Source organism: Pelodictyon phaeoclathratiforme BU-1, from assembly GCF_000020645.1.
Classification (GTDB): domain Bacteria; phylum Bacteroidota; class Chlorobiia; order Chlorobiales; family Chlorobiaceae; genus Chlorobium; species Chlorobium phaeoclathratiforme.
Map to the genome: position 1 here is coordinate 145,486 of NC_011060.1, position 22,706 is coordinate 168,191.

Here is a 22,706-nt window from a genome sequence, read left to right on the forward strand (position 1 = left end):
CTGAAGTGGACCCCAACCGGTGGACAAAAAGTGGCTGAGTTTAAGTTGGTAACCTGACCTGTTCATGCAGCGGAAAGGCGCTGCCCCTCTTTTACCTTTAACTCTTCTGTCTGCTTGTTCTTGTTATACTTGTCAACTATTCTTGCACCACCTCCAACGGCTGTCCGGTAAACCTTATCTGGCGTACTGTAGCCCAACGACTGATGCTGCCTTTCAACGTTGAACAATACAAAATATTCCTTTAATCCGCACTGTAATTCTGCTGCGGTGGAGTAACCTTTGAGATATATATCCTCATATTTGACACTCCTCCAGAGTCGTTCGACAAAGATGTTGTCCAGTGCTCGGCCACGTCCATCCATGCTAATACTGATGGATGGGTGCTCCGTGAGCGCTCCGACAAAGGCGGCACTCGTAAACTGGGCGCCTTGATCGGTGTTGAAGATATCGGGTGTCCCGTATTTTCGTAACGCTTCTTGCAGACAGTCAACGCAAAAGGTGCTTTCCATCGAGTTCGATAATCGCCAGGAGAGTACTTTCCGGGAATACCAGTCGATGACTGCCACCAGATACATAAAGCCCTTTGGAAGGCGAATATAGGTGATGTCAGTCGACCAGACTTGGTTGGGTTTTGTGACATCAACTCCCCGCAAGAGATAGGGGTAGATCTTGTGCTCCGGATGCGGTTTGCTGGTGTTGGGGCCCGGTGCCATACCGGCCAGACCCAACCTTCGCATAAGCCGCTGAACCCGTTTCCGGTTGATCTGGTAACCCTCGCTACGAAGATAGTGCATGATTTTACGACTACCATAAAATGGATGCTTGGTGTACTCCTTGTCAATCAGTTCAAGCAACTGCAAGTCTTCTGCATCAGGAAACAACACGATAGACGGCAAATATATCGTCGAACGATTAACGGACACAAGGACGCATTGCTTTGCCACCGGCAATGGCTCTTTGTCGCTGACCCACCATCTGCGCACACTCATAGGGACAGTCCGGACTTTTTTTTAAGCCAATCCAGCTCGACCTTTAACCGCCCGATTTCCGTATAAAGCTTTTCAGGATCTGCAGCCGGTTCAACTGGTTTTGGACCCCGTTTGGCTTCAAACAAGCTTGATGCCTGTTCCTGCAACTCTTTCTTCCACTTACCGACCTGAACGGGGTGTACTCCAAATTCCTGACCGATTTCATTCAGCGTCTTGACCCCTTGAATAGCCTCAAGTGCCACCTTGGCCTTAAAGTCACTGCTGAAATTTTTTCGTGTCCTTTTTGTCATTACCTGCTCCTTTTTGGGGCAAGTTAACAACTTAAACCACTGTCTAAAATTCGGGGTCCACTATACTGTTATCCACTATAACAGTGATGAGCTTAAAATAGAGCGGCAACTTTGGAACATTCGAACTCCGGATTTTGAGCGATGTCGAATTCTTCTGGTCGTTTCAGAGGGGGGGCGGTCAGCACTTGAGTCAGCTCAACATGAACTGTGGAAGCATTTCGATGAGTCTCATGTTACCTTTGTGCTGTATGCTCGAAACCAGGAGCTTGAACTTTGCAGGAATCAGCAATATGCCATAAAGATACTTCAAGCATTTTACTGCATGGGTCTTAAAGAGGCTGATGCAGTTTACCGTGAAGATATTCAGAGTTATCCGGAAGAACTTCATTCACTTTTTATATCGCAGTCAACAGCTTATCAATTACTCTATTCTTTTTCAGTTCTCTGTCAAGGATACCTTGTTGTGCTGTGCGGGCCTGACGGAAATAATGACGATGGTTTTTCGCTCGAGGTTAATGATTCGACCGAGGAAATTCGGACGGCGATAAAAGAAATGAAATGGGGCGAAGTATTACGCTGCAATTGTGTGGCACAAAGTCTTGATCCACGGCTTACAGCATCAGGCCCGGCTGGCCGTAATCAAATGCGGAAAGAAGTATCCGGTTCTTCATACTGGAATATGTTTGACGCAAAGCATAAACAGCAACTGCTTCAAACTTTAGAGCGAATGTTCAAGAGAGTGGACGGTAATGTTGCGTTCAATAATAGTAAGGCGGCAGAGCTACTCAGCGCACTGCCAGAAGTATCGCAAATCGAGAATGATCCACTACTTGTTGCTCAGGCATTCCTTGAGCTGCAATCATTACTGAGGGGTTGAAAAATATGTGTGACTGGCAGCGACTCCGTACTAACTTGAACCATGACTGGTTGAAAAATGAGTATCTGAAGAACCTTGATGCGTTGATTGTTCAGTTGCAGGCAAATAAAACTATAAATAGTCACTTGTCCCGAGAGCTTGAGGCATACCTGACGAGTTGGTTAAGAAGGCACGAAGAAGTAGAAACCTTGCTGAATTCAGCCGAAGATCGTCTTTCGCCACGTACCTATTTTGAAAAGGATCCGTTGAATCGTTGCTCACTGGAAGCAAAGAGCTGGCTGGCTCCACTTGTTCATGTGCTTTGGCTCGTACCCTCTGGTATAAGTGAAAGAGTTGATGAAGCACGTGAAGTATTGGCAAAAGCCGATTACTATCATACCGGCCTGCAGTCGGAATTATCCGGTAGTCAGGAGCTTGTGCTTATTCTCAAATTATTGGAAGCGTTTACTGACTGTGTAGGCAACTTTAGCCGCTTGCTCAGCAGTTTTCCTGACAAGGTAGTATCAGTATGATAAAATTACCACGTGTCCTTATTATTGATGATCAATATGGACGGAGTCACTATTCCGGGGATGGAATGCATCCTCGAACCAGCTTTTGTATTCTTGCTGGAATGAAGGATGTTACAGGGGATATTCCATTTCCTGAGACGCTGGGTTCTCCAATTGTAGAAGCGCTTTTCTTTCGAGGACAGATTGAGAAAAACGGCGTCGTCTATAACGATCTGGATGGAACAATTGATGCCATTCGTAAAGGCTGGAAAGAGTGGCCTCGCTGGGCGATGGTCATGCTTGACTTGCAGTTCATAACTGGTCAAGTGAGGCCAGAAGGAACTGTTGAAGGTTGTGATACAGACAGAGACCCTTCCTCTTATTTTGGTCTCTCGATCCTTGACAGGATAAGATCTGAGCCCGATTTGCATGATATTCCTGTTGTGTTGCTTTCTTCGATGAACCGAACCCCTATAGAAAAGCGATTTGCTGATTATTCGGTATGCCAGTTCCTTGATAAGGATGAGATTGATCGGCACTATGGTCGAGAGCGTATCGCCACCCTTCTGAAGGATCATGGTCTTGTCGAAGACCCGTCCGGCGAAATCATTGGCCATTCTGTGACTCTTCTTAAATGCCTGCGTGAAGCACGGATGCAAGCACGAGCCGGAGGGAAAAACATCCTTATCCTTGGTGAACGAGGCACAGGAAAGGAACTGCTCGCCAGATATATGCACAAACATTCAGGGAGAAGTGGCGAATTGGAGATGTGTTTCCTGCAGGGTTGTCCTGAAACCCTGGTAGAGGATCTGCTTTTCGGGCACGTCAAAGGGGCCTATTCCGGGGCATCTGCAGACCAGGCAGGTGCCGCAGAGCGTGCCGATAAAGGAACTCTGTTTATTGATGAGTTTGGAGCTATTCCTCCTTCTGTTCAGACCAAATTGCTTCGCCTTCTGGGCAGCACTCGGGAAGTTCAGCGTATGGGGTCATCCAAAAAAAGGATTGTTGATCTTTTGGTTGTTCTGGCGACAAACCGCATGAACCTTCAGGTTACGGGTGATTTTCATATGGATCTTCTTGATCGTATCAACGTTGAACACTCTGTCAAGTTGCCTGCATTAAGGGAACGTATAGAAGATATTCCGGCTTTGCTGGAGCATTTTGTTAGCAGCTATGAAGCTAAGTATAGGGATGCCCTTCAGACGGAGCCGCGTAATATTGATCCTGAGGCCATAGCTCAGATGATGGCTTATCCTTGGTATGGCAATATCCGCCAGTTGGAGGCAGTTGTTGCTCATGCGGTGAACCGCTTTCCGAAACTCAGGATTCTTTCAGTCAGTCATTTGTCGATACCTCAGGAGCTGACTGAAAAGCCTGTTGTGTCAAGTCCTGTAAAATCAGATGGAGGAAATTTCCGGCTCATATTTTCTGAAATCCTGTCCCAACTGGAAACAATCACATTTGATACTTCTCCGGAAAAACGAGGAGAACTTGTTGAGGCACTGCCTAAGCTCAAGGCGGCATACTCAACCTGTGCAGCGAATATGATAAGGAGTGCATTGATTGCAACGAGCAAGCATAATCCCGGACACCCTATGGGTCAAATTCAGATCACGCCTGCAGTGAACTTGCTCTTTGGTAACAAGAAACTCTCAGCCTCGCAATGCGCAGATGAAATAAAACGACTCTTTCGGTACTCTCCAAAATCGGTTCAACAATATTGGTCATCGGATTCTGTATTGACAGAAGCATATAATATTGCTGTGAATTTACGGCCTAAACAAGGTGATTCTAATCAAAGAGGGAGCTGACGTTTTTATTCGGGAAGTGTGGAGTATAGACAATAAATATGTTGACAAATCATAGCTTTTGCGAAGAGACAGATTGTCTCTCCAAGGGCTGAATAGTCGCACGTTTTATTTTTTGCGTCCAAACGGCAATTCATATTTAAAATGGATACGATTTCTGCAAATCACGAGCTTCATTACTTTATTCCCGATGAGCAGGGGGAGTCGACCTACTCTGTAAAGCTTCAAGATGAGATTGATAGGGTTCTAACAGCCATAACAAAGAGTGGCTGTGTTTACAGGGAAATTCCTGTATTTCTTTCAAAGGATAAAAATGCTATAAAATCAATAGCAATTATTCCTTCAACATCTGAACATGCTCTAAGAGCGCTTCTCAGGCAGATACTTGATCTTGCATACGGGGAGAAAGATGGATGGTATCCATATGACCGTTACAAGATGGTATACCATAAAAAAACATATTTTGTTTTTTTATATGTGCCCGGTACTTCTGAAGAGTTGCTTGCTATCCTTCAGCCATTGGAGGCTATCTGTACCGAACTCTTCATTGGGAATGTTGAACGCAGTTTCAGACTCTCTGAATTGATTACCAATATTCAAGTCCCCCCTTCGGAAAAAAAAGAACTTTCACCGCATGAACTGCGCCTTTGCATAGAACGTAGCGTATTTTCGGGGGGTGCAACTGAAATCCGGGAGCTGTTGAATAGAGAAAGTAATGCATTTCACACCGTATTGAACACGATAATGAGTATAACCGGTCTTGAATCGAGGTATCGACCGGCAATTCGTCTTCTTTTGGGTGCCGTGACAGCAGGTGAGGTTACTGTAGAGGAAGCTGCAAACGCTTTGAATCAGGATAAGAGAGTGGAAATAAAGGAGGCTATTAATGTGCTTGTTTCAGCACCGCCATTGATAGAGGATAGGGCTGTTGCAAGTTTACAGGATTATGTAAAAGGAAAACGATGTTTGCTGATCGAGGATAAGTATAAGGAAGATGGTTGGGTTTATGTTCTGCCTCTATTGCTCAAAGGATTGGATTTTAACGTTAAATCTAACCCCACTGGGGTTCCTGAAGAAGAGAATCTGCAAAAGTATGACTTCATCATCCTGGATCTCTATTCTTCACCTGCAAACCCATTCGGGGATAAAACGGAAGGGGAAAGTGGTCATCATCAAATCCAGACAATATCCTCTATTCCGCTGTCTGTAAGGCAAATCCTTAACAAGATTCGTGATTTGTATAAAAAGGATGGTCTCGTGAAAACATATATTCCTAATGTCATTATCTTTTCTGCTGACAGAAGTGGCGTATGTGTAAGAACAATGCTGACGGATTTAGGATGTATCGACTACTTCTTCAAGGAACCCTTTGACGGGGTACATAAAGGGCAGTTTTACTCAACCTTCAAGAATTGCATCGTTAATGCGATGATGGCATCAACTGCGCGGGTATGTGGATATGTAAATCGTGAATATGGATGGACGGTTTTTGATGAATGGATAAGGCAGTTTACTCCATCGGATCGGCCAACTGTATTGAGGTTTATGAAACACTTTCGTTACTACTCTGCATTTGATATTATTAATTTACTCGATATATTTTTTAAGGAAAAAACTCGATATGACTCCTCAGGCAAAAAAGTAATTTCGGGTCTATTACCGATTCACTTACCTGCGGATGAAACGCTTCTCATTTCGTATTTAGGTCGATTGAATAAGTCTGGGCCAGCTACTGTATCTATTTTCAGCAAGGCCAAGTGGTTTAGAGACGACTTATTAGGTGCTGAAAAGCCGGTTATGGTTACCTATGATGATCTTCCGAAAAAGATATCAGAAAGGTTGGATAAGCGGGGTTTTGCTAATGTTATTATACTGGATGATGTTGTCATGTCCGGTGGTCAGATACAAAATTATTTATGGAAGTTTATCCAACGCCATTTTAGTGCTAAAATTAATAATAGAGAAAAGCCAATAAATCTTTGTGTGATCAGTGTTATTGGTGTTGATGTGGATAAAATTATGGGTATCGACAGGAATGGGGATGTTGTCGTAAAAATCTGTAAGGATTCTCATCATAAACTATATGACAGTTGTAATTGTAAAGAAACTATTACAATTCCAATTCATTTTATAGACAAGCATAAGGGTGTAATAAAAATTTGTGAGGAAATAACGGCAAATCAGGGTCTTGATTATTGGAGCAAAGTAGAAAGGGTATTACAAACATACACAGGTATATCTGAGCCTCGAAAAAAAGAACGTCAATGTGATTTTGAACCTCTTGGCTGGAAAGATTGCGGCGCTCTTGTAGCGACCTATTCAAATGTGCCAGGAAATAGTTTGCCTATAATTTGGGGCGATAGACGGGATAATAATGATAACCCGTTGTGGACTCCATTGCATCGACGATATTTTAATCCATGGATTGAAGGCGATGGCAAAGATGACCAGATATGTAAAAAAAATACTGAGCCATGTCCCTTGAAGATTCCTTGTGGTCGCGCAAAACATTAGCTCACTGGAAATCTGGTGCTTGGTGCAGGCTTTCTGATTAAGGGCACGGCGCGAATAGAAACCTCCGGTTCTGATTTTGACCTGATCAAAGCAAAATTTGCATGGGCACGTGCAGTAATGGCAGTAACAGCCAGTTCCATTGAACAGACGTTGTAGGGTAGCGCTATACTATGTTCCCGACGCGGACGGGACATCGTCTGTCGTTGCATTTTGACTCCATATTCCGGTATCAATGGTCTGAGATCAGGGCCGCTTATGCGAATCCAAGCCAGACGGCAAGCGCCCGGTTATAGGGATGCTTCCCAACCTTCGCGGTCTGCGGCTGCATCAAGAAACGTAAGTAGTTATTTTTCAAGGGGATCATGTTTGACCAGCAGAGATTGCCGCCTGCACTCTTCCGCAAAACCGGAGTGACGTGTATCGGGAACCCATATCTGTATCGGCCGCATTCCTTCCATGCGTAACTTCTCCCTGTACTTTTGCACCCATTCAAGAACTCTGCCCATCTCTCTCCTTGTTCATTCTTCGTTATATTTGTTACTGGTAACGTGTGCAACAAAAGTGTTTCATGCAACAATATTTTATCCGGAGCAGGTGACCCAGCGCTGTGCAATGGATTTTATGAGTGATAATTCTGGCTGAAGGCAGTCAATGAGGAATAGGGTGTTTTTTACTTGTCGATTAAAATGCCTTGTATTTTTATATCATAAAGTCATAATTTGCCTTGTAATTCAAAATAGTTGCTGTTTTGCCACCTTAATCATGGTACATGCTTCGATTTATTGATAACGATCTTCGGTGCTGGCAGGAAAGTTCACGCCGCAAACCTCTCATCCTCCGGGGTGCTCGTCAGGTTGGTAAAACCTGGTCACTCAAAGAGTTTGGAAAAAACCGGTTTGAATCTCTTGCTCTCGTCGATCTTGAGCGAAATCAGCCCCTTCGCAAGCTCTTCGATGGCGACCTGAAGGTAACGCGCATCTGCTCCGACCTTGAAGTTCTCCTCCAGCAGAAGATCACACCGGGAAAAACGCTGCTCTTTTTTGATGAGATACAGGCCTGTCCTCGTGCCATAACCGCCCTGCGCTATTTTTATGAGGAGATGCCGGAACTGCATGTCATTGCAGCCGGTTCGCTCCTTGAATTTGCGCTTGAAGAGAGTTCCTTCCCTGTGGGCAGGGTTCAGTTTCTCAATCTCTACCCGCTTTGTTTTGCTGAATATCTGGAGGCAATCGGCAACGGCGCTGCGGCAACGGCTGTTCTGGGCAATCCGGCTGAAATATCACCCGCAGTGCATGAGCTGCTGCGCGAGGAGCTGAAACGTTATTTCTTTATCGGGGGAATGCCTGCGGCTGTCAAGGCATATCTTGAAAAACAATCATTGCGTGACGCCTTTGAGGTACAACAGGAGATTGCCGAGTCATACAGGATGGACTTTGCCAAATATACTCCCAGGGTTGACCGCTTCTGTCTAGATTCGGTCTTTACCTCCCTGTCGCAGCATATCGGAAAACAGATCAAATATGCACGCCTTGGTGAAGGGTACAGCAATCCGACACTGAAAAAAGCATTCGATGCCTTGTGCCTTGCTCAGGTAGCCCGAAGGATACCCTCGGCCGAACCATCAGGGCTTCCTTTAGGGGCAACTGCTTCGGCCAAATCATTCAAGGCGCTCATGCTCGATATTGGATTGATGCGCTACCTTTCCGGTATGCCGAATGATATTGAGTATGCAAAAAGCGATCTGCTCGCTATTTACCGGGGAGCTATGGCAGAACAGTTTATCGGACAGGAGATGCTGGTGGCTCAGCAGGGCTGCCTTTATTACTGGGACCGACAAGCCAAAAGCAGTTCGGCTGAAGTTGATTATCTGGCTGTTCTGGATGGCAAGATTCATCCGGTTGAGGTAAAAAGCGGGGCCACCGGTAGCTTGAGGAGCCTGCATCTCTTTCTTGCTTCGTACCCGGAGTGTGGCAAAGCACTGGTCTTTTCCGATCGCCCATATGCAGATTTTCCAGAGCAAAAAATCACATTCCTGCCGCTTTACAGCGCATTTGCTGCCACAACGTCACGACAATGAGGGGCTCGCTCTACGTTCTCTTTTCTTTGCTGTGCCAGACACGAACAATAACGATGGTATCGTTTTTGTTCCACATATAGCGAAGAACGAAAGCTCCGGCACTAAAAGATATGAACCATTCGCGTCTGCCAGTGTCATCGTCCATTGGGCGTCCAATGTCGGGCATTGATTCCAGAAAACCCGCACCCTCCAGAATGGCTCGTGCTGCTCGTGCTGCCGCATCGGGGTTTATTTCGTACAGAAACGCATGAAGCCGCTCCACATCGGCTAATGCTTCTGGAAGCCATTTTATGTTGGGCAAGATGTCACCTTCCCTTGCGCCAGATTTTCCATCCAAGCAGCAGCTTTTTCATGGGGTACAGCTACGCCGGTTAATTGATACCGTTCCCAACGCTCCATATCCTCGCGCTTTTCTTGCTCGTAATGCTCTTCGCGATCAAGGAATGTTTCGATTGCTTTGCACATGAGCCAGTGTGGCGATCTGTCGCGGATACGAGCCAAAGCTGCAAGCCGTTGCCGGGTGGTGTCGTCCAACTTGACGCCTTTTGTTTGTGACATAACCACATCTCCTTTTTGTACAAGGTAACACTTATTGCAATCTTTGGCAACCCTCTTTAGTCAGAGTATTCTGGCGGCTATTTTTGTTTGTGGCGCCTCTCTGGAAAAAATGTTTTTGTTTTTATATAACTGATATTATATTGATATCAATTAAAAGAATCAACGATGAAAGTACTGACCAAGAATACGGATTACGCGATACGGGCATTGCTGGCGCTTGCTGCAAGGAAGGGGAGCTATGTGTCTGCCAGGTCTATTGCGACGGAGCACGATATCCCGTACCAGTTTTTGCGTGGCCTTTTGCAGGAGATGATTCGCCACGATCTGATTGTTTCAAAAGAGGGTGTTCAGGGAGGCTTTATGATGAAAAAGGATCCGGATACTATCAGCGTAACGCAACTGATTGAAATTTTTCAGGGCAAGGTGCAGATGTCGGAGTGCATGTTCCGCAAGCAGATTTGTGGCAATCGTGCGCGTTGTGTGCTGCGTCATGAGATCATGCGTATTGAACAGGTTGTCCAGAGCGAGTTTGAAAAGGTGACCATCGGCAAGCTGATGCGTGACCTTCAGGCGGCAAATCAGGTGAAACCCCCATCAGTAGACCTTGAGCAGGAAATGTTGAACCCATAACAGGAGCGATAAATGCAACGACAGATTATTACGATAGATGAAAAAAAATGTACCGGATGCGGTGATTGTATTCCGGGTTGTCCTGAAGGGGCCTTGCAGGTGATCGATGGCAAAGCCCGCCTCATCAGCGACCTTTTTTGTGATGGACTTGGAGCTTGTATCGGCCATTGTCCGACCGGAGCGATGAACATTGTCAGCCGTGAAGCCGAAGCGTATGACGAAAAGCGTGTCATGCATGAGAGTATTGTAAAAGGCGGGGCCAATGTTATTGCCGCTCATCTGCGTCATCTTATGGATCATGGCCAGAATGAATTCGTTGGGCAGGCGCTTGAATATCTCGAAGAGCAGGGAATTGCCAACCCGCTGGAATGTGGAGCCGTTTCCCAGACGGAAACCCGGCACGCCAATGCAGGGCAGCAGCACGCTCCGCATGCTGGAGGATGTCCTGGCAGCAGGACAATTGATTTCAACGCTAATGGCAAAACGGAAGCGGCTGTTGCCGCCATGCCCGGCGCACCGGTTCAAAGTGCACTTCGCCAGTGGCCGATTCAGCTTCACCTTGTTTCTCCGCAGGCGCCCTGTTTCGAGCGTTCCGATCTGTTGCTTGCTGCCGACTGTGCAGCGTTTGCTGTCGGCGACTTTCACGGAAAGTTCATGCAGGGCAAAAGCCTTGCGATTGCCTGTCCGAAACTTGATTCGGGGATGGAGATCTACGTTGAGAAACTTGCCGCCATGATTGACTTGTCGCATATCAACACCATTACCGTCGCTATCATGGAGGTGCCTTGCTGTGGAGGACTCATGTCGATTGTTGCTGAAGCACAGCGGAGGGCTTCGCGCAAGGTGCCGGTGAAAAAGGTGGTGATCAGCCTGCAGGGCGAGACCCTGTCGGAAGAGTGGGTTTGAAGTGATTTGATCGGAGTGCGGCACTTATACTGATGGAAAAAGGTTTGAATTTTAAAGTGGGAGAGGCAATGCTGAAAGATGCAATGGGTGGATACCGGGGAACGGCGACGGAGATCAGCAGGGTAATTGCCGAGCATCCGGAAAGGGCAGAAGCGTACTATGATCGGGGCAATGCCCGCAGCAGTTGCAATGATTTTGATGGCGCCATAGCCGATTTCAGCATGGCATTACAGATAGGCCTTCGTTTCCGTGAAGCTATTACGGCTTATGGTAATCGCGGTATGGCAAGGGTAAAAAGTGGAGATATGGATGGCGCAATTCAGGATTTCAGCGCAATCATCGAGCGAAAGCCCGCCAACAAACGGCTTTTGTCTACTGCGTATAAGAACAGGGCGTTGGTAAAAGAAAAAAAAGGTGATAGCGAAGGCGCCGCAGGAGACAGGACGATGGCTCTCTTGTTATCATCGGATAGAAACAAACAATAACCAGTAATGGAGGATAGAGCGATGGGAATGTATTGTAACCAGTGTCAGGAGAGCGTTCATGGGAGCGGATGTATCGTGAGAGGTGTCTGCGGAAAGGATGATATGACCGCCAAACTGCAGGATGTGCTTGTTTATGCAACCGAAGGTCTTGCTCTTGCTGCAGAACAACAGCAGGGCAGTGTGTCGAGAAACGTGGGTCAGCTTATCAGCGAGTCTCTTTTTGTAACGGTCACCAATACCAATTTTGATGAGGATGCCATTGTTGCGCAGATCCGCAAAACGCTTGCCCTGCGTGATGAACTGAAGGCGACGCTTGCTGTTCAGCCTGACCATGACGTTGCCTGCTGGACTGGCAGCTCAAAGGATGAGTTTCTTGCAAAAGCTGAGACGTCAGGTCTTGAAAGCCTCAGTGAAAACGAAGATCTTCAGTCACTCAAAAGCCTTGTGCTCTTCGGAATAAAGGGTCTTGCGGCCTATACCGACCATGCGGCGGTGCTCGGTTACCACGATGACGAAATTTATGCTTTTTATGTCAAAGGGCTTGCAGCTCTGACCAAGGAGCTAACGGCCGATGAACTGACCGCGCTGGTACTTGAAACCGGAGGCGTTGCCGTCAAGGCGATGGCGCTGCTCGACAAGGCCAACACTGAAACCTATGGTCAGCCGGAAATTACCACAGTGAAGACCGGTGTCGGCAAAAATCCCGGTATCCTCATTTCAGGTCACGACCTTCGCGATCTGGAAGATCTGCTCAAACAGACGGAAGGTACCGGAGTCGATGTCTATACCCACTGCGAAATGCTTCCAGCCCACTACTATCCGGCATTCAAGAAGTATTCGCACTTTGTCGGCAACTACGGTGGTTCATGGTGGTCACAGGATCGGGAGTTTGAGACCTTCAACGGCCCGATTCTTATGACGACAAACTGCATCGTGCCGGTTCGCGAGTCTTACCGTAACCGGATGTTTACCACCGGTATGGCCGGTTATCCCGGACTGAAGCATATCGCTGCACGCCCTGAAGGCGGTCAGAAAGATTTCTCTGCCCTTGTCGAACTGGCAAAAAGCTGCCCGGCGCCAAAAGAGCTTGAAAATGGTACCATCACCGGAGGATTTGCGCACAACCAGGTGATTGCGCTGGCTGACAAGGTGGTTGCTGCGGTGAAGAGCGGAGCCATCAAGCGCTTTGTGGTGATGGCCGGTTGTGACGGACGTCATAAATCCCGGCAGTACTATACCGATGTTGCCGCAGCCCTTCCTGACAATACCGTTATCCTCACGGCTGGGTGTGCCAAGTACCGCTACAACAAGCTTGAGCTTGGCGATATCGGCGGCATTCCGCGCGTGCTTGATGCCGGACAGTGCAACGACTCCTACTCACTTGCGGTCATTGCCCTGAAACTCAAGGAGGTATTCGAGCTTGACGATATCAACGATCTGCCGATCTCCTTCGATATTGCATGGTATGAGCAGAAAGCCGTTACTGTGCTGCTTGCCCTGCTCTTTCTTGGAGTAAAAGGCATTCGTCTCGGACCAACACTTCCCGAGTTTTTGACTCCGAATGTTGCTGCAGTGCTGGTTGAGAAATTTGGTATCAAGCCGATCGGAACCGTTGCCGCTGATGTCGAAGCCATGATGGCAGGCGCATAAGCCGCGCATACTCCTGTAGAGAGTCGTCGTTAAAGGCGCTTCTGCGGATAGAGAAGAGTATCAGGTCAGGTGCAGCTCGAAAGGCAGTACCTGACCTCTTATTTTAGCTCTGCTCTTAACATGGGGAGTAGCGCTTCTGGTCGCAAGAGGCCGCAAAGGGGAAAAAGCTTGGGCGGAACCGGAGTTTAATGTCGGTGCCGAACATTTGCTTGGCGAAGGAGACCTTCTTGTCGATGTAGAGCCCTTCGAACTGGTGGAAGACGCAGTAGCTTCGTGAGCTGATAGCCTCGTTATCTGAGCGAAAAAATAAAGGTGGGGCACTCATCGGAGATGCTTATCTCCCGTACCTCCGAATATGCCATAAATTATCCTTGCGGGATTGTACCAGATGATGATCAGTCTGGTGACAGTGTCCAATTTTCTATAATTAATCGATCTTGGATTCTGGTAAACGCTTTATCTCCCGTAACAAGAATGGCATTGACTGCCTGAGCATGAGCCGCAATCATGAGGTCAAGTGGTGAGAGCGTCACACCTGTGGTTTCGCACTTGGCTCGAAGATCACCATAAACGATGGCAACCTCTTTATCCCAGGCCAATATTTTTACCCGGATCAAAAACTCATGGACGCGGGCGGTAAGGCCCTTCGGATAGGTTCGTTTTGCCAGGCCATAGAGTAATTCTGCCTGTGTAACTGAAGATATCACAACGCGCTGTATTGGTACAGCAATCAGCCGCTCTCGCACAAGAGGAATGTCTCCTTTGATAACATGACTGGCAATATTTGTATCAAGCATGTAGAGGCTCATTCTGCCCAACCCTCAAAAGGATCTCGCAATTGCTCTGGTTGCGTTCGATCGTCAGCCTGCATAAAATCGGCAGGCACCTCAGTTGTTGTATCAAGCTCAAACAGCCCTGCCCATGAATCGGGATGGTGTGACAAAATGACATCTCCGGAAATTGCATCACGACGGATAAACACCTCTTTCCCCTCAAAACGGAACTCCTTCGGTAATCGGACGGCTTGACTGCGCCCTGACATAAAAATTTTTGCAGTAACAGGCATCGGTAATCCTCCTTGATAAAAAGCCGTTTTCAATCTAAATCTAATTTTGATATCTACCAAGAGAGATATCAAAATTAGATGCACCTTGAAGAGCCACCACACCAAAATTCACGGCGACTGCCGACAGCCGACAGATGAACCTCCTCGCTGACAGGTCGGTGCACCTTGCCATGTTCCCCGAAGAGCTTCCGCACCGGCTCATCAAAATGTTCGTCTTCCGTGGCGATACCGTGCTCGATCCCTTCATGGGGAGCGGGACAACCCCACTTGCCGCAAAGAATCTCGAACGCAACTCGGTCGGGTACGAAATCAATCCTGAGTTTATCGAGATTGCCAAACAGAAGCTCAACGCCCGTCAGCCCGATTTCATGGGCACGGAGGACAAAAAAAAGATCCCCGAAAACCTACCTTTGGCTCCAGAATTGAGAAGGAGAGCGAGGCAGCATGCGAAGAGTTCTTTACGCTCAAGGAGATCCTCAGCCCCGAAAAAGTGGAGCTATCCAACGGGTTGACGGAAAAGCTGATCGGCATCAAGAGCGAGGCCTTCACGTACGACAAAGCGGTCGGCTATCTGACCGAAAAAATCAAGGGAAAGCGTATTTTCCTGAAGTAGGACAAGCTGAAACATCACTTTTACTCTTTACGCATGAGTCTCCGTTTCTTACCCATTATGAACGCTCATTTGCCATAGTGTACTTATTTTGATACATTTCTTAAAGAATAACCCAACACTTGAGGTCAGGTTTTTTAAAACCGATGGTGGTACAGAACCAGTGCGCGATTGGTTACGCGAACTACCCGCTGTTGAGCGAAAAAGAATCGGTGAAGAGATCAAGACTGTTCAATACGGTTGGCCACTGGGGATGCCGCTGGTTCGCAAAATGGAGAAGGATCTTTGGGAAGTGCGTGTCCATTTGCCTACTCGTATTGCAAGGGTATTATTTACGGTACAGGATGGTTTGATAGTGTTGCTTCACGGGTTCATAAAAAAATCACAGGCAACTCCGAAGTCTGACCTGCAATTGGCAAAAAGCAGAATGAGGAATACATGATGAATGAAAAAAATATTGGCAGCAGTTTCGATGAATTTCTTGAAGAAGAGGCTCTTCTGGACGAAGCAACTGCGGTGGCCGTCAAGCGTGTTATTGCCTGGCAAATTGCTCAGGAAATGAAAGCACAACATCTGACGAAATCTTCAATGGCAAGCAAAATGCAAACCAGTCGGGCAGCACTCAACCGTCTGCTTGATGCAACTGATACCAGTCTTACCCTGACAACCCTTGCCAGCGCGGCATCTGTACTTGGGAAAAAATTCAGGATAGAGTTAGTCTGATTCTTTACTTTTTTGAGAGCATTGGACGCTATAACGTTTTGTACTATCTCAAAACCCGGACACCCAACAGTGTATGGCTTGGCAGGAATAGATGCCAAAAATCACTTATACTGCACACTCAACAGTTATGCACGAGGCACTTGTCCTGATAAACCTTTTATTAATCTGATAAAAAAAAGAGACGATGGGGTACGAAGCAATCAAACTTGAATTGATTCAATGGTAGTTAATCTTGAGGACGGTGAAACCTTGGATTATCTCAACGAGCAAAGAGATTCAAATGAAACACAAAATGATTGGTGGCATGACTTCAAACCAAACCATGCAGCGAGATCAAGCACTTCGCACACTGAGCAGCCATAAAGCAGAGCTTGAGGAGCGTTATGGCGTGAAGAAAGTCGGCATCTTCGGCTCCGTCGCCAGAAATTCTGCCAGGGATGACAGCGATATTGATATTGTTGTTGAAATGGAACCGAATATTTTGCTCAGGGTGCAGCTCAAGGAAGAGCTGGAGCAACTGCTGGGCAGCAAAGTTGATCTGATCAGGTATTGGAAAAGAATGAACCCGTTTCTGAAGGCTCGTATTGATAAGGAAGCACAGTATGTATGAAGAATATCAAGCAATAGAGGAGTTTATGGAAGATTGTATGGATCTGATTGATCTTTGGGAAGCAAAGTTTGCAGGGCAGGATCAACTATCTGTATCCCTCGATGAGGTGATCAAGGAGCTAAAGAAAGGCTGATATGCTTGTCTATGGAGAGTGGCAAACTGTTACGCATTTACGTTTATTATCCTGAAGGAGAAAACATCATGGCAAAAATTGAATTACCCTTGTCACAGTTTACTTATGCTGAAAAACTGGATTTGCTGGAGACAATCTGGGATGATCTTTCAAGGGATGAGGCGGCATTTGAATCTCCGGCATGGCATGAGAACATTCTAAACGAACGGAAAGAAGCCTTTTCTGCCGGAACGGCGCAACACTCCGACTGGGCAGAAGCCAAAGAGCGCATAAAAAGGAATCTGTCATGCAGTTGAGGATTTTTGATTCTGTCGAGAGAGATCTTGAAGATGGCTACCATTTCCTCTTTACGCCCCAAACTGCTTCAACATCCGCAAATCATTCTCAAACAGCAGCCTGCATCAATCTTGTACCTCAGCAACACCGTGCGATCAACACCCACGCCGAAGGCGTAGCCTGACCACTCTTCGGGGTCTATGCCGCTGTTGCGCATGACGTTGGGGTGTACCATGTCGTTTTCTCTTTTGGATGGGTTTACAGGAGGCGGCAAAAAGAAATTATCCGGTTTGATTGATATCGCAGTCATGCAATCCCTTTCTCGGCACTCTGATCTCCATGATGAGGCGGGGTTACTATGATGCGTAGTGAATTTTTGATATGTTTCGTGTGTTGTTACAACAATGCTTGCATGTACAAGGCAAGGCTTGAATCGAATTGAAGAAAAGAAAAAGGAGAACCATGGCTGCTCAACACATTACGCTTGATATCCCTGAAAAGATACTGATTGCAGAAAAGACTGATGCACTTGCTTTTGGGAGGGAACTGAGGGTTCTTGCGGCAGTTAAGCTGTTTGAGATGGGGCGGTTGTCGTCTGGTCGTGCTTCAGAGCTTGCCGGAATGAGCCGTGTTGAATTTTTACTCAGTCTCAGCCGCTATAATGTTTTTCCCCTGGCCTCCGAATTAGATGATTTAGAGCATGACCATGCTTCAAGCCATTAGCAATACCTCTCCCTTACTCTATCTTTACCGTATAGGATTGATTGATCGACTTCCTGAAATTTTCGGAGAAATATGGACTCCCGAAGCGGTGAAGATTGAATTAATGGTTGGCGACAAGAGTGGATATGATGTTCCAAACCGGTCAGATTTTTCATTGATCAGGATCATAAACCCAAAAGCACAGTCCTCTGAATGGCTCTCATTAGACCTCGGTCCGGGAGAATTGGCGGCTATGCCGCTTGCTTTAGAAAATTTGCATTGTATTGTTTTGCTTGATGATATGCTTGCTCGTCGAACAGCTCATGCTGCCGGTTTACAGGTTTGGGGTACCCTTAAAGTACTACTGGAAATGAAAGCGCAAGGACTTGTCAATAGGGTTGAGCCCTATGTCAATCGTTTGACTGATGCGGGAATGTGGGTTTCAGATGTTGTGAAGCGTCGGATTCTTGTGTTAGCAGGGGAGTAGAGATCCAAAACCGCTCCACCAACAAGACAACCCAAACACCCAACAGCACCTTGAAGAGCCATCACACCATAATCCACGGCGACAGCCGACAGATGAGGTCGGTGCACCTTGCGATGTTCCCGGAAGAGCTCCCACACCTGCTTATGTAAAATGTTCGCCTTCCGTGGTGATACCGTGCTCGATCCCTTCATGGGTAGCGGCACAACCGCACTTGCCGCAAAGAATCTCGAACGAGGCTCGGTCGGGTGTACGAAATCAATCCTGAGTTTATCGAGATTGCCCGGCAGAAGATCAACACCCGTCAGCCCGATTTCATGTGTACGGAGGACAAAAAAAAGATCCCCGAAAACTCACTTTTGGCTCCAGGATTGAGAAGGAGAGCGAGGCAGAGCGCGACGAGTTCTTCACGGTCAAGGAGATAGTCAGTTCCGAAAAAGTGCGGCTATCCAACGGGTTGACGGTAAAACTGAAACCCTTCACGCACGACAAAGTAGCCGGCTATCTGACCGAAAAAATCAAGGGAAAGCGTATCTTCCTGAAGTATGACAAGCTGAAACATGACGAAGAAAACGTCCTGCTCTGCTATGGGTGAGCTGGTTTAGAGTTGAATGGTTTGACGAATTCAAAATGGTCGCGATACTTGTTCAGGCTATCAGTCCGATTGTCGAACAGTCTCAACTTCTTGCATGACGATACTTGTCAGCAGTCTCAGGCAATAGCGTTAATTCCTCTCCGTTCTACAAGAGAAAGAAGTTTCAAGGTTGTTCCGGCAGGTTTCTTTTGTCCTCGTTCCCATTGACTTACCGATTCCTTTGTTACGTTCAGATAGTGAGCAAAAACTCTCTGACTCACCTCTTCACGTTCACGCAATGCCTTGATCTCTTCCGGGCTGAATGGGTGAATCGGTGTCAAGCAGGATTCGTCGAAGTGACGCATTGTCTGTTTGTCAATCACGCCAGCCTCGAACATGTCTGAAGCTGTTTCATGAACCGCCGCAAGGGCATCGCTTTTATATGTTGTAGCTTTACTCATAACATGTTACAGCCTTGAAGGCTCCTGTCCGAATTAATTTTTCAAGCTTTTCGTCGCAAAGGGAAAAGGTAATTTTTGCAAGTTCTTTATACTCCTTGACATCAGCCTTGGTTATGTTAGCCTGCGCATTTTTTGGAAACCCATAAACGAAAAAAGCCTTGTCACCTTGAGAGTAAAAAATGATTGACCTGTAACCGCCTGATTTCCCTTCATGAAGTCGAGCAATCCTCTGCTTGATGACTCCTCCGCCGTAATCGGCATCGATTAACCCATTTTCGGCATCCTTGACTGCTTTGCACAGCTTTTCATCACTGATGCCCTCATCCTTGGCGAACTTTGCAAACCACCTGTTTTTGAAAATCCGCACTCTTAACCGTTATGGGTTGACATTATTTTTCACCATTGAATATATAGTACCAGGTTTTACTGTTCAAGTATATTTTGCAGAGGTTCAAAAACTGTTCATGAGTTCAAGCGTTCTGCTCTGAACCTCTCCTTCGATGAGCGGCTGGTGCATTCACGCAACCCGGAGGCACTGAACCTCCGGCTTGCCTCCGGGTTGCGTGAATGGAATGAGAGGATCCACGGAAACTATACACATGGCAGATTATTTCCCCAGCCCCTCATTCAGTGTAAATCAAAAGAAATTCTCTATACTTCACTTCAAGCATCCAAAACCGCTCCACCAACAATACAACTCAAACACCCAAGCGCACCTTGAAGAGCCACCACACCATACTCCACGGCGACAGCCGGGAGATGAAGCCTCCTTGCGACAGGTAGGTGCATCTTGTTGTCACCTCACCGCCTTACTGACAGCTCAAGGACTACGGGACGGAGAACCAGATCGGCTTTCACGAGAGTTACGAGAGCTACATCAACAACCTGAACCTTGTCTGGAACGAATGCGAGAGGGTGCTGCACCAAAGCCCACCAAAGAGCAGAAAGAGCGTTCAGCCATGACCACCGAAGAGTGGAATACCTACTTTTCAGGCCACTGGAACTTTGCCGGGGCAAAACAGGAGGGGCATCTTGCCATGTTCCCCGAAGAGCTTCCGCACCGGCTCATCAAAATGTTCGCCTTCCGTGGTGATACGGTGCTTGATCCCTTCATGGGCAGCGGGACAACCTCGCTTGCCGCAAAAAATCTTTGAAGAAATTCGGTCGAGTAGGAAAGCCATCCAGAGTTTATCGAGATTACCAAACAGAAGCGTGATGAAAAAATCGGGCTACTGTTTTCCCTCGTTTCAAGCTCACAAAACCGACAAGAATTGTGTATTATTCCGGAGATTAAAAAAATATTCACAGAGTGCGGATGAGTTTTATTTTGGTGCAGCAGGAAGCCGATGCGTTACTTGCTATGGAAAAGCATTATACAGGGGCTGAAAGGTTCACTTTTCCAAGTCTTGACGGGGCATTGCGAATTTCGTTGCATTCTGAGGCTATGCGTGAGGAGTTTAACCTTGACATTACCCGTGGTCGTATTGAGTTGAAAAAAAACACCTTTCAACTTCGGGCACAAAGAGCCATTGTTCTTGCGCGCATTGATATTGGAGGTGCACCACACAGAAATCCAGATGGAGAGGAAATGCCTTGCCCACATCTTCATGTTTATCGAGAAGGTCACGGGGATAAATGGGCGATTCCATTACCGATCCAATTCTCAAACAGCAAGAATGCCTGGCAAATTTTATATGAGTTTATGGATTATTGCACGGTGATTACCAAACCGATTATTCTTCAGGAGTTATTCACATGATTGGTGAAATCAACACATTGCTCGAAAAATATACGCAGTGGCTCAAAGACAAAACGATTGCAAAACAGATTTGCGCAGACTGGGTCGAAATAACCACTCCTTACATTGACCGCCATAACGATTGTTTGCAGATCTATGCACGAAAAGAAGGAGCTGGCTATATGCTTACCGATGACGGGTACACCATGAGTGATCTTGTCAGTTCTGGTTGCCAACTTGACAGTCCAAAACGTCAGGATCTGCTTAAAACCACTTTGGCGGGTTTTGGTGTGCAGCTTGACCGTGATCAACTGATCGTTCATACAACGCCCGAAAACTTTTCGCTAAAAAAGCACACCATCATTCAGGCAATGCTGGCGGTAAACGATCTGTTTTATCTGGCTTCGCCATTCGTTGCAAGCCTTTTTGTTGAAGATGTAACCAATTGGTTTGAGCTGTCGGATATTCGATACACCCCAAAGATAAAATTTACAGGCAAGAGCGGTTATGACCACATGTTCGATTTTGTGATACCAAAATCAAGGAAACAGCCTGAGCGGCTTGTTCAGGCAATAGCAAACCCGAGGAAGGAATCTGCAGAAGCACTCGTTTTTAAATGGCTTGATACAAAAGAGACCAGGGCATCCGATTCCCAGCTTTATGTTTTTCTCAACGATACAGGCTCCATTGTATCATCATCGGTGGTTGATGCTTTGAAAAATTACGATCTGAAACCTCTTCTTTGGTCAGAGAGAGAAAACTATCGGGATGATTTGGCTGCATAGTGCATAACGATGAAAAGAGGCATAGGCAGGGCGCGGTGCATAATGGTCAGGGTATTTGGAGATCTAACAGCACCTTAAGACAGGTATTGGAAAAGAATGAACCCGTTTCTGAAGGCTCGTATTGATAAGGAAGCGCACTATGTATGACGAATATAATGCAATAGAGGCGTTTGTGGAAGATTGTATGCCGCAGCTGCACATGACGTTTGGGTAAACCATGCCGCAGCCCATGATTTCGAGCCAGCCTGATTTTTTGCAGACTTTGTATCCCTTCCCACCGCAGAGGTAGCAGGTGACGCCCACTTCGGCTGTTGGTTTGGTGAAGTGGAAAAAGCTTGGACGGAACCGGAGTTTGACGCAGATGAAGCAGGCGTTCACCTTGCTGGTACTTTCTGTACCGGGTCAGATTCTGGTGTTTTGTATATCGTTACAAGTTCAGTTTAAAGCCTGAATGGTATTATTGATAAACGTTGGGAGCATACATGATCGAATTCAGGAAAGGAAACATACTGGCAGCAGATGCCGAAGCTTTGGTCAACACGGTCAACTGTGTTGGCGTTATGGGGCGAGGTATTGCTCTTCAGTTCAAGAACGTTTTCCCTGAGAATTTCAAATCTTATGCTGCGGCCTGCAAGCGTAATGAGGTCATGCCCGGAAACATGTTTGTTTTTGAGACAGGTGCATTGACCAATCCTCTCTACATCATCAATTTTCCAACCAAACGCCACTGGAAAGGCAAAAGCCGTATCGAGGATATTGAGGATGGGCTTGTTGCTTTGGCTGAAGAGGTCAAGGCAAGGAATATCCGCTCAATTGCCGTTCCTGCGCTTGGGAGTGGGTTCAAAAGGCCCTTATGGTCCTTATGCTGAAAACCTTCGGCACGTTTTACATGCTATCGAAGGGCATTTGGTTTCTGGTTATGATGATGGTGGGGATAAACCCGACAAGCAATTGACGTTGGTGCCTGGCGCTCTTGATGATGCTCTCTTGTTTCTCAAGGAGAAGGATACCTCCAATACTCAAGAACATTTTGACAGGGTATGTAACCTTGTTGAAGGCTTCGAGTCACCTTTCGGGCTTGAGTTGTTGGCCACAGTGCATTGGGTGGTAAAAAACGAACCAGTTCGGATTGTCGATGATGTTATTACGAGTGTCTATGCCTGGAATGAGAAAAAGAGACAGTTCTTCACACGTCAGATCAGACTTGCACTTGACGTCCTGAAAAAAAAGGGATGGATTGAGTTGTCACCAAATTAAGGCGATCCCTCT

Annotated in this window: 30 protein-coding genes and 5 pseudogenes; 23 read left to right on the top strand and 12 right to left on the bottom strand. The window is 46.7% G+C overall.

What is annotated here, in order from left to right; genetic code table 11:
- Positions 1–62: 62 nt before the first annotated feature.
- Positions 63–1,279, bottom strand: a protein-coding gene (locus tag PPHA_RS00720) for an IS3 family transposase (protein WP_150085534.1) whose coding sequence is annotated in 2 segments (ribosomal slippage) — positions 63–1,003 and positions 1,003–1,279 — 1,218 coding nt in all. Because the reading frame shifts where the segments join, the coding sequence is not laid out codon by codon here.
- Between the two features lie 322 nt (positions 1,280–1,601).
- On the opposite strand from PPHA_RS00720, the gene PPHA_RS15355 reads away from it, so the two are divergent.
- From PPHA_RS15355 to PPHA_RS00745, 4 genes are all read left to right on the top strand, one after another.
- Positions 1,602–2,156, top strand: a complete 555-nt coding sequence (locus PPHA_RS15355) for a hypothetical protein (RefSeq protein ID WP_150085535.1) — start codon at positions 1,602–1,604, stop codon at positions 2,154–2,156.
- A 50-nt stretch (positions 2,157–2,206) separates the two neighbouring features.
- A complete protein-coding gene (locus PPHA_RS00735) occupies positions 2,207–2,668 on the top strand; it encodes a hypothetical protein (protein WP_190274009.1) in 462 nt (153 codons plus the stop codon).
- Positions 2,665–4,458, top strand: coding sequence for a sigma-54-dependent transcriptional regulator (locus PPHA_RS14405; RefSeq protein ID WP_012506984.1), 1,794 nt, complete (start codon positions 2,665–2,667; stop codon positions 4,456–4,458). Before PPHA_RS00735 ends, PPHA_RS14405 begins: the two co-directional genes overlap by 4 nt.
- A 141-nt stretch (positions 4,459–4,599) precedes the next feature.
- On the top strand, positions 4,600–6,969 hold the full coding sequence (locus PPHA_RS00745) for a phosphoribosyltransferase-like protein (protein WP_012506985.1): 2,370 nt from the start codon (positions 4,600–4,602) through the stop codon (positions 6,967–6,969).
- 344 nt (positions 6,970–7,313) lie between these two features.
- Here the strand turns inward: PPHA_RS00745 and PPHA_RS14800 are convergent, their stop codons facing one another.
- Complete coding sequence (locus tag PPHA_RS14800; protein WP_012506986.1) at positions 7,314–7,475, bottom strand: antitoxin MazE family protein; 162 nt, start codon at positions 7,473–7,475, stop codon at positions 7,314–7,316.
- A gap of 263 nt (positions 7,476–7,738) precedes the next feature.
- On the opposite strand from PPHA_RS14800, the gene PPHA_RS00760 reads away from it, so the two are divergent.
- Positions 7,739–9,046 (top strand): ATP-binding protein, encoded by a 1,308-nt coding sequence (locus tag PPHA_RS00760; protein ID WP_012506987.1) that lies wholly within the window; start codon positions 7,739–7,741, stop codon positions 9,044–9,046.
- A gap of 10 nt (positions 9,047–9,056) precedes the next feature.
- Here the strand turns inward: PPHA_RS00760 and PPHA_RS00765 are convergent, their stop codons facing one another.
- Positions 9,057–9,347 carry a type II toxin-antitoxin system RelE/ParE family toxin gene (locus tag PPHA_RS00765; protein ID WP_041526368.1) on the bottom strand — a complete coding sequence of 97 codons (291 nt, stop codon included), beginning with the start codon at positions 9,345–9,347 and terminating at the stop codon, positions 9,057–9,059.
- Positions 9,335–9,604 (bottom strand): CopG family ribbon-helix-helix protein, encoded by a 270-nt coding sequence (locus tag PPHA_RS00770; RefSeq protein ID WP_012506989.1) that lies wholly within the window; start codon positions 9,602–9,604, stop codon positions 9,335–9,337. Before PPHA_RS00770 ends, PPHA_RS00765 begins: the two co-directional genes overlap by 13 nt.
- Before the next feature lie 165 nt (positions 9,605–9,769).
- On the opposite strand from PPHA_RS00770, the gene PPHA_RS00775 reads away from it, so the two are divergent.
- From PPHA_RS00775 to hcp, 4 genes are read left to right on the top strand one after another with little or no spacing between them, the layout of a single operon-like run.
- Positions 9,770–10,234 carry an Rrf2 family transcriptional regulator gene (locus PPHA_RS00775; protein ID WP_012506990.1) on the top strand — a complete coding sequence of 155 codons (465 nt, stop codon included), beginning with the start codon at positions 9,770–9,772 and terminating at the stop codon, positions 10,232–10,234.
- Positions 10,235–10,246: 12 nt separating this feature from the next.
- Positions 10,247–11,140, top strand: a complete 894-nt coding sequence (locus tag PPHA_RS00780; protein WP_012506991.1) for an ATP-binding protein — start codon at positions 10,247–10,249, stop codon at positions 11,138–11,140.
- Between the two features lie 32 nt (positions 11,141–11,172).
- On the top strand, positions 11,173–11,625 hold the full coding sequence (locus PPHA_RS00785; protein ID WP_012506992.1) for a tetratricopeptide repeat protein: 453 nt from the start codon (positions 11,173–11,175) through the stop codon (positions 11,623–11,625).
- Positions 11,626–11,646: 21 nt separating this feature from the next.
- Positions 11,647–13,275 carry a hydroxylamine reductase gene (gene hcp / locus PPHA_RS00790; RefSeq protein WP_012506993.1) on the top strand — a complete coding sequence of 543 codons (1,629 nt, stop codon included), beginning with the start codon at positions 11,647–11,649 and terminating at the stop codon, positions 13,273–13,275.
- 154 nt (positions 13,276–13,429) lie between these two features.
- Here the strand turns inward: hcp and PPHA_RS14805 are convergent.
- From PPHA_RS14805 to PPHA_RS00800, 3 genes and pseudogenes are all read right to left on the bottom strand, one after another.
- Positions 13,430–13,567, bottom strand: a pseudogene (locus tag PPHA_RS14805) (tRNA ligase subunit PheS family protein); the annotation flags it as partial.
- Positions 13,568–13,670: 103 nt separating this feature from the next.
- Positions 13,671–14,084, bottom strand: a complete 414-nt coding sequence (locus PPHA_RS00795) for a type II toxin-antitoxin system VapC family toxin (protein ID WP_012506994.1) — start codon at positions 14,082–14,084, stop codon at positions 13,671–13,673.
- The gene (locus PPHA_RS00800) at positions 14,081–14,341 is read right to left on the bottom strand and encodes an antitoxin (RefSeq protein WP_012506995.1); all 261 of its coding nucleotides are present in this window, start codon (positions 14,339–14,341) and stop codon (positions 14,081–14,083) included. The genes PPHA_RS00795 and PPHA_RS00800 overlap by 4 nt, the downstream gene beginning before the upstream one ends.
- Positions 14,342–14,475: 134 nt before the next feature.
- On the opposite strand from PPHA_RS00800, the gene PPHA_RS00805 reads away from it, so the two are divergent.
- The gene (locus PPHA_RS00805; RefSeq protein ID WP_049759866.1) at positions 14,476–14,853 is read left to right on the top strand and encodes a site-specific DNA-methyltransferase; all 378 of its coding nucleotides are present in this window, start codon (positions 14,476–14,478) and stop codon (positions 14,851–14,853) included.
- Here the strand turns inward: PPHA_RS00805 and PPHA_RS16455 are convergent.
- Positions 14,838–14,969, bottom strand: a complete 132-nt coding sequence (locus PPHA_RS16455) for a hypothetical protein (RefSeq protein WP_012506996.1) — start codon at positions 14,967–14,969, stop codon at positions 14,838–14,840. The genes PPHA_RS00805 and PPHA_RS16455 overlap by 16 nt on opposite strands.
- Before the next feature lie 73 nt (positions 14,970–15,042).
- On the opposite strand from PPHA_RS16455, the gene PPHA_RS00810 reads away from it, so the two are divergent.
- The 5 genes from PPHA_RS00810 (at position 15,043) to PPHA_RS00830 (ending at position 16,713) form a co-directional block, all read left to right on the top strand.
- Complete coding sequence (locus PPHA_RS00810) at positions 15,043–15,393, top strand: type II toxin-antitoxin system RelE/ParE family toxin (RefSeq protein ID WP_012506997.1); 351 nt, start codon at positions 15,043–15,045, stop codon at positions 15,391–15,393.
- Positions 15,390–15,674: an XRE family transcriptional regulator gene (locus PPHA_RS00815; protein WP_012506998.1), complete on the top strand. Its 285-nt coding sequence runs from the start codon at positions 15,390–15,392 to the stop codon at positions 15,672–15,674. The genes PPHA_RS00810 and PPHA_RS00815 overlap by 4 nt, the downstream gene beginning before the upstream one ends.
- 280 nt (positions 15,675–15,954) lie before the next feature.
- Positions 15,955–16,284 carry a nucleotidyltransferase family protein gene (locus PPHA_RS00820; protein ID WP_012506999.1) on the top strand — a complete coding sequence of 110 codons (330 nt, stop codon included), beginning with the start codon at positions 15,955–15,957 and terminating at the stop codon, positions 16,282–16,284.
- Positions 16,277–16,417: a hypothetical protein gene (locus tag PPHA_RS15795; protein ID WP_012507000.1), complete on the top strand. Its 141-nt coding sequence runs from the start codon at positions 16,277–16,279 to the stop codon at positions 16,415–16,417. The genes PPHA_RS00820 and PPHA_RS15795 overlap by 8 nt, the downstream gene beginning before the upstream one ends.
- A 68-nt stretch (positions 16,418–16,485) precedes the next feature.
- Positions 16,486–16,713, top strand: a complete 228-nt coding sequence (locus PPHA_RS00830) for an addiction module protein (protein WP_012507001.1) — start codon at positions 16,486–16,488, stop codon at positions 16,711–16,713.
- Between the two features lie 51 nt (positions 16,714–16,764).
- Here PPHA_RS00830 and PPHA_RS14810 read toward each other — a convergent pair.
- Positions 16,765–16,928, bottom strand: a pseudogene (locus PPHA_RS14810) (tRNA ligase subunit PheS family protein); the annotation flags it as partial.
- 227 nt (positions 16,929–17,155) lie between these two features.
- On the opposite strand from PPHA_RS14810, the gene PPHA_RS00835 reads away from it, so the two are divergent.
- The 4 genes from PPHA_RS00835 to PPHA_RS16105 all read left to right on the top strand — a co-directional run bounded on the left by PPHA_RS00835 (position 17,156) and on the right by PPHA_RS16105 (position 18,474).
- Positions 17,156–17,416 carry a UPF0175 family protein gene (locus PPHA_RS00835; RefSeq protein ID WP_012507002.1) on the top strand — a complete coding sequence of 87 codons (261 nt, stop codon included), beginning with the start codon at positions 17,156–17,158 and terminating at the stop codon, positions 17,414–17,416.
- Positions 17,400–17,882 (top strand): DUF3368 domain-containing protein, encoded by a 483-nt coding sequence (locus PPHA_RS00840; protein ID WP_012507003.1) that lies wholly within the window; start codon positions 17,400–17,402, stop codon positions 17,880–17,882. Before PPHA_RS00835 ends, PPHA_RS00840 begins: the two co-directional genes overlap by 17 nt.
- A gap of 189 nt (positions 17,883–18,071) precedes the next feature.
- Positions 18,072–18,254 (top strand): hypothetical protein, encoded by a 183-nt coding sequence (locus PPHA_RS16100; RefSeq protein WP_223294008.1) that lies wholly within the window; start codon positions 18,072–18,074, stop codon positions 18,252–18,254.
- Positions 18,199–18,474 carry a hypothetical protein gene (locus PPHA_RS16105; RefSeq protein WP_049759867.1) on the top strand — a complete coding sequence of 92 codons (276 nt, stop codon included), beginning with the start codon at positions 18,199–18,201 and terminating at the stop codon, positions 18,472–18,474. Before PPHA_RS16100 ends, PPHA_RS16105 begins: the two co-directional genes overlap by 56 nt.
- 116 nt (positions 18,475–18,590) lie before the next feature.
- On the opposite strand, the gene PPHA_RS00850 is transcribed toward PPHA_RS16105, so the two are convergent.
- Positions 18,591–18,914 carry a helix-turn-helix domain-containing protein gene (locus PPHA_RS00850; protein ID WP_012507004.1) on the bottom strand — a complete coding sequence of 108 codons (324 nt, stop codon included), beginning with the start codon at positions 18,912–18,914 and terminating at the stop codon, positions 18,591–18,593.
- Positions 18,907–19,281, bottom strand: coding sequence for a type II toxin-antitoxin system RelE/ParE family toxin (locus tag PPHA_RS00855; protein WP_012507005.1), 375 nt, complete (start codon positions 19,279–19,281; stop codon positions 18,907–18,909). The genes PPHA_RS00850 and PPHA_RS00855 overlap by 8 nt, the downstream gene beginning before the upstream one ends.
- Positions 19,282–19,697: 416 nt before the next feature.
- On the opposite strand from PPHA_RS00855, the pseudogene PPHA_RS14820 reads away from it, so the two are divergent.
- From PPHA_RS14820 to PPHA_RS00870, 3 genes and pseudogenes are all read left to right on the top strand, one after another.
- Positions 19,698–20,065 (top strand): annotated as a pseudogene (locus PPHA_RS14820) (DNA-methyltransferase); the annotation flags it as partial.
- A gap of 164 nt (positions 20,066–20,229) precedes the next feature.
- On the top strand, positions 20,230–20,673 hold the full coding sequence (locus PPHA_RS00865) for a DUF6978 family protein (protein WP_012507006.1): 444 nt from the start codon (positions 20,230–20,232) through the stop codon (positions 20,671–20,673).
- Positions 20,670–21,437, top strand: coding sequence for a DUF1829 domain-containing protein (locus tag PPHA_RS00870; protein ID WP_012507007.1), 768 nt, complete (start codon positions 20,670–20,672; stop codon positions 21,435–21,437). The genes PPHA_RS00865 and PPHA_RS00870 overlap by 4 nt, the downstream gene beginning before the upstream one ends.
- Positions 21,438–21,620: 183 nt before the next feature.
- On the opposite strand, the pseudogene PPHA_RS15800 reads toward PPHA_RS00870, so the two are convergent.
- Positions 21,621–21,794, bottom strand: a pseudogene (locus PPHA_RS15800) (tRNA ligase subunit PheS family protein); the annotation flags it as partial.
- A gap of 125 nt (positions 21,795–21,919) precedes the next feature.
- Here PPHA_RS15800 and PPHA_RS16665 point away from each other — a divergent pair.
- A pseudogene (locus tag PPHA_RS16665) lies at positions 21,920–22,694 on the top strand (macro domain-containing protein).
- Positions 22,695–22,706: the final 12 nt, after the last annotated feature.